This window comes from Acinetobacter sp. 12966, assembly GCF_031196995.1.
GTDB lineage: Bacteria > Pseudomonadota > Gammaproteobacteria > Pseudomonadales > Moraxellaceae > Acinetobacter > Acinetobacter geminorum.
Window position 1 is genome coordinate 1 of sequence record NZ_JAVIMC010000111.1, and the last position, 3,154, is coordinate 3,154.

Genomic DNA, 3,154 nt, shown 5'->3' on the forward strand with positions numbered 1-3,154 from the left:
GAAGACCAATTGGTTGTGCGATAAATTTTAGGTGTCGACTTATTCATTTGAAAATTATATTGTGGAATAAGCCTTTAGAGATAGGTTTGTGCAACAAAGCCTCTCTGATAGAGAAAAATTCTCTAGAAGGCTTTAAATACTTTCTTGAAAAAAACGCAGATCTTGAGATCTGCATTTTTCTTTTCTAATTATTAATATTTTCTAAAATTAACATAATACACCTTATATGAAATTTAAAAATGGAGCTTAAAGCTCCATTTTTAAATAACTTTTTTTAAATTGCTAAGCGTAAATTCAGTGCTTTTACAACTTTAATCACAGTATCAAAACTAGGGTTAACATCACCAGAAAGTGCTTTGTAAAGACTTTCTCGGCCTAGACCTGTATCTCGTGATAATTGAGCCATTCCTTTAGCTTTAGCAATGTTACCTAAAGCTTTAGCAATGAATGCAGCATCACCATTAGATTCATCGATACAGGCTTGTAGGTAAGCTTGCATATCTTCTTCTGTTTTAAGATGCTCAGCACTATCCCATTTACGAAGTTTGATAGCCATTTACAGCTCCTCCTCTAAATCTTGTGCTAATTGTAGGGCAAGTTTTATATCTTTACTTTGCGTAGACTTATCTCCGCCTGCTAAGAGAATAACGACCCTTTGCCCTTGCTTGCAGTAATAAATCCTATAGCCAGGTCCAAAGAAGAAACGTAACTCAGAAACACCTTCACCGACTGGTTCAGTATCTCCAAAGTTCCCATCTTCAACCCGATCAATTCGGACTTGTATGCGTCTTTTTGCCTGTTGATCTTTTAACTTGGTAAACCAATCATCAAAGGCTTCTGTGGTATATATTGAGTACATAAGCAAAATGTATCCTATAGGATACGTTTTTGCAAGACATAAACTTGGTTCTTTAGGCCTGAGGCACTGAATTTCATATAACAGCCATTATGTTAAATGGAGAAAATTAGTGGAAGTTTCTATTTTTCTTTTATAAAGATATTCAGGATCTGTTAGTCTTCTTTAAAATTTATTTACACCATAATTTACAGAGAAATTAATGCAAACTAAATTCGTAGATCCATCAACTTATGCTGTTAGCAATCAACCTAATCCATCTTTTAGTTATGGTGTACAGCATATTAGTAATGAAAATGGGCAACCTATTAATGGTTTTAACTTTTCAGAGTACGAAATTCCTGTCAGAAAAATACTAAGAAAGGATTGATATACGCTGAATTATCAGGAGACTTTCCCTTGGGAGATTCTAGGCAGGGGAAAGAAAATGTCCACCAGATCTTGAGCACAGGCAGGTTAAGTATAAAAATAACGTGATCGAATGTAATCATGGCAAGCTAAAGCGGATCATTAGGGCCACTTTAGGATTCAAATCGATGAAGACGGCTATGCCACATGCATCTATTCAGATGGCATTAAACACCGATGATGTACAGACGAAGTAGTAGCAGCCGATCCTACTAAAAGAATAGCAAACGATAAAAACAGCGATAAGCATGTTTTTAACCACTGCATAAAAATAGACCAAAAATTAAGCTTTTTTAGTTTTACAGATTCGAAAATAAATAGTAATAATTCATGAATAGTAGCCGAAGCTACCATTCATGAATCCAAATCATACTATTTTAAAAAACTAATTCGATGCCTGCACCATATTTCCATCCCTTTTCAGACTCTGTTGCCTCTTGCATAGAAGTGGCTTTCTGTCCTTTTTCATATTGGTAAGCAACATCAATGAAAGGTTTAATTCGCTTAGTAATCTCATATCGGGTTTTGATACCAGTTTTTAGTTCTGATAAACCTGATTTTGCAGCATAGTTAGAATCATCGCTAAATATTACATCTGCTTCGATATAAGGTTGAGTAATAAGTTTCTGAGTTAAAAGCAAATCACGTTCTAATTCAAAACTTGCTCCCCAAAAATTATTCTCACCGCCATAAAGATATGCTTGTGTTTCAAAGAAATAAGGAGCTAGACCTAATATACCAATAACCCCATCCACTCGATCGCTGCTGCTATTATTTTTATTTTCACTATATCTTACCCCAGCTTGTACATCCCAAAATGGGGCTACGTTACGGCTATAAAGTGCTGATACAGCATATTTTGGATCATTACTTTCTGACTTTTCCGAATTGGCTTCAATAAATAGACGATTTTCATCTGTTCCAATTAAAGTTTCAAACTTTGTTCCTAGGTTGCCCTTACCGTCTTCATCAACCATCCATTCATTTTCAAATTTTGTCGTTTGATAAATTTGTCCACCATGTTCTTTAAGATGATTGTCATGAGGTGAGTTAGAGTTCTCAAGCGCAATCTGGACACTCTTATCCCCCATATCCGCATTTTCCATTGAATAATATTCTGGATAACGCTCTTGAAGGGAATACTTTAATCCTCCAGATTCCTGTAAAAGAATTTTCATATTTTTTGTAATATTACTGTCTTGTACAGGAGTTTCATTTTTAGCGAACGTTAGATTTGATAATCCAAATAGCGCAATCATCAAAGTTGTTTTTGAAAACAAATTATTAGTGATGTGCATGTGGATTTACTCCCTTCTCATTTACTTGGGACTGAGGAACAGTCTTTGTAGAATTACCATCTTCCACTTGAGCTACAATGAGTTTATTCATCATTCCTGCACTCATATGGTAAAGCAGGTGACAATGAATAGCCCACTCACCTAACTCATCAGCTGTGAGTAGAGTGGTTATCGTTTTCCCAGGTGGAACAATTACCGTATGTTTGTTTGGCATATTGCTTGGATCCTGACCATTCTCAAGCTGCATAAACATGCCATGTAAGTGCATTGGGTGAGCCATCATACTGTCATTGACAAATTTTAAGCGAATACGTTCACCATACTTCACCACTAGTGGGTCGGCTTCATTAAATTTTTTACCATTTATTGTCCAAATATAACGCTCCATGTTTCCACCAAGACGGATCTCTATTTCACGTTCAGCTGCACGAGTGTCTTTTTGAGGATCTAACGATTGCAAATCACTATATTGCAATGCTTTATTACCTTCAGGTGTTGAAGCATTTGCCCATCCAAATACGGTATTATCATTCTTGTCTGAAGCCGCCTTAACAGTAGCGCTATTCATCGGCATATCATGATCCATACCTTT

4 protein-coding genes and 2 pseudogenes are annotated in these 3,154 nt (G+C 35.9%); 1 reads left to right on the forward strand and 5 read right to left on the reverse strand.

The genetic code is table 11. From position 1 onward, the window contains the following. Positions 1 to 274 precede the first annotated feature (274 nt). Positions 275 to 556, reverse strand: a complete 282-nt coding sequence (locus tag RFW85_RS16470; protein WP_000985610.1) for an addiction module antidote protein — start codon at positions 554 to 556, stop codon at positions 275 to 277. Continuing rightward, positions 557 to 859, reverse strand: coding sequence for a type II toxin-antitoxin system RelE/ParE family toxin (locus RFW85_RS16475; protein ID WP_000286963.1), 303 nt, complete (start codon positions 857 to 859; stop codon positions 557 to 559). It lies immediately after the preceding gene. A 422-nt stretch (positions 860 to 1,281) separates the two neighbouring features. Between RFW85_RS16475 and RFW85_RS16480 the strand changes: the two are divergent. Next, positions 1,282 to 1,461 (forward strand): annotated as a pseudogene (locus RFW85_RS16480) (DDE-type integrase/transposase/recombinase); the annotation flags it as partial. On the opposite strand, the pseudogene RFW85_RS16485 reads toward RFW85_RS16480, so the two are convergent. From RFW85_RS16485 to RFW85_RS16495, 3 genes and pseudogenes are all read right to left on the reverse strand, one after another. After that, positions 1,421 to 1,618 (reverse strand): annotated as a pseudogene (locus RFW85_RS16485) (hypothetical protein); the annotation flags it as partial. The pseudogenes RFW85_RS16480 and RFW85_RS16485 sit on opposite strands and share 41 nt — an antisense overlap. Before the next feature lie 23 nt (positions 1,619 to 1,641). Then, the gene (locus RFW85_RS16490) at positions 1,642 to 2,562 is read right to left on the reverse strand and encodes a copper resistance protein B (protein ID WP_004281863.1); all 921 of its coding nucleotides are present in this window, start codon (positions 2,560 to 2,562) and stop codon (positions 1,642 to 1,644) included. Beyond that, positions 2,549 to 3,154: multicopper oxidase domain-containing protein (locus RFW85_RS16495; protein WP_286935125.1), on the reverse strand; the 606-nt coding region annotated here is incomplete at its 5' end. The genes RFW85_RS16495 and RFW85_RS16490, both read right to left, overlap by 14 nt.

Coding starts and splice junctions, on each gene's coding strand:
- RFW85_RS16490 (WP_004281863.1), bottom strand. CDS start 2,562: ATGCACATCACTAATAATTTGTTTTCAAAAACAACTTTGATGATTGCG.
- RFW85_RS16475 (WP_000286963.1), bottom strand. CDS start 859: ATGTACTCAATATATACCACAGAAGCCTTTGATGATTGGTTTACCAAG.
- RFW85_RS16470 (WP_000985610.1), bottom strand. CDS start 556: ATGGCTATCAAACTTCGTAAATGGGATAGTGCTGAGCATCTTAAAACA.